Annotated in this window: 1 protein-coding gene; it reads right to left on the bottom strand. The window is 64.4% G+C overall.

Annotated elements, in window-relative coordinates; all coding sequences use genetic code 11:
• A partial coding sequence (locus ACFWDO_RS21465) for a hypothetical protein (RefSeq protein ID WP_380347221.1) occupies positions 1-1,077 on the bottom strand: 1,077 nt, incomplete at both ends.

Here is a 1,077-nt window from a genome sequence, read left to right as displayed (position 1 = left end):
CGGTGCGTGATCGCACCGTGGGTGAATGTCGGTGAGGTACCAGGATTGGTCCACGCCGCTGTCAGCTCGCTCGACGGGAAGAACTGCACGAAGCGGGAATCACGTTGGCTTCGATCGGCCAGCGTCTTCTCCAAGATGATCGAGTTGTATTGATCGACAGTGGTTTCGATGGTGTTGGCATTGAGCACGATCTCCTGTCCCCACTCCCGCGCCCAACGCGCGATCCCGGGCATCCGGGAGAACTCCGGGGTGAGGCATTCCGCAGCGATGACGTTCTCACTGCTGACCCAGACCCCGGTGGAGGTATGGAGCACCAAGCTCTGGTTACCGAAGACGTGGCCGGGGGTTTTCACCACCGCGACGCCGGGACCGAGCACCACCGACCCGTCGATGGGCAGGAACGACTCCGGCGACACATCGCGGTAGGCCCCGGGCTGGTACCACGGGCGCTGTATCGGGTGCAGATCCGCCATCGCGGCCAGTTCGTCACGCTGCACGATGACCTTCGCGCGCGGGAAAACGGGTTTCGGTTGCTCGCCGAGGTCGGCCTGGTGAGTGGTGGTGCCGATCCAGCGGCGCAGGTCCTGGGTATGCAGGTGGTCGAACATCAGGTAATCGACCTCGGCCGGATCGATTCCGAGGCGGGACAGGTGCTCGACCACAGTGCCGTGTTCGGTCACCATCCGTTTCGACACCATGTCGGGGGTCCGTTCGACGAGCTTGTCGAAGTACGGCGTGTAGCGGCCGAGTTCGACATCGCTGGGCTCGAAGAGCAGCACCCGTGGCGTCCCGTCGCTCTCACGCCACCTGATGACCAACATCCGGTTGGTGATCGCGAGGAACGGCGCTATCGCGCGGGACGCGCGGAACAAGCCGAACCGTGTCGGATACGGCAGGGTGATCAGGTCACAGGTCGTGACGCTGTCGGGAGTGCCGGTTCCGAGGAACTCTTGCCTGAACGCCACCGCCTGGGCCCGGATCGCGGTGAGCCGGGCACCCGGACCACCAGAGATCGCCGAGAGGTCGGTCAGGCTGTCGACCCGCACACCAACACTCGCCAGATCCAGCACATCGCCT

This window comes from Isoptericola sp. NPDC060185, from assembly GCF_042728595.1.
In the GTDB taxonomy this organism is placed as follows: domain Bacteria; phylum Actinomycetota; class Actinomycetes; order Actinomycetales; family Cellulomonadaceae; genus Isoptericola.
The sequence above is the reverse complement of the archived record's forward strand: the minus strand, read 5'-3'. Positions and strand labels throughout refer to the sequence as shown.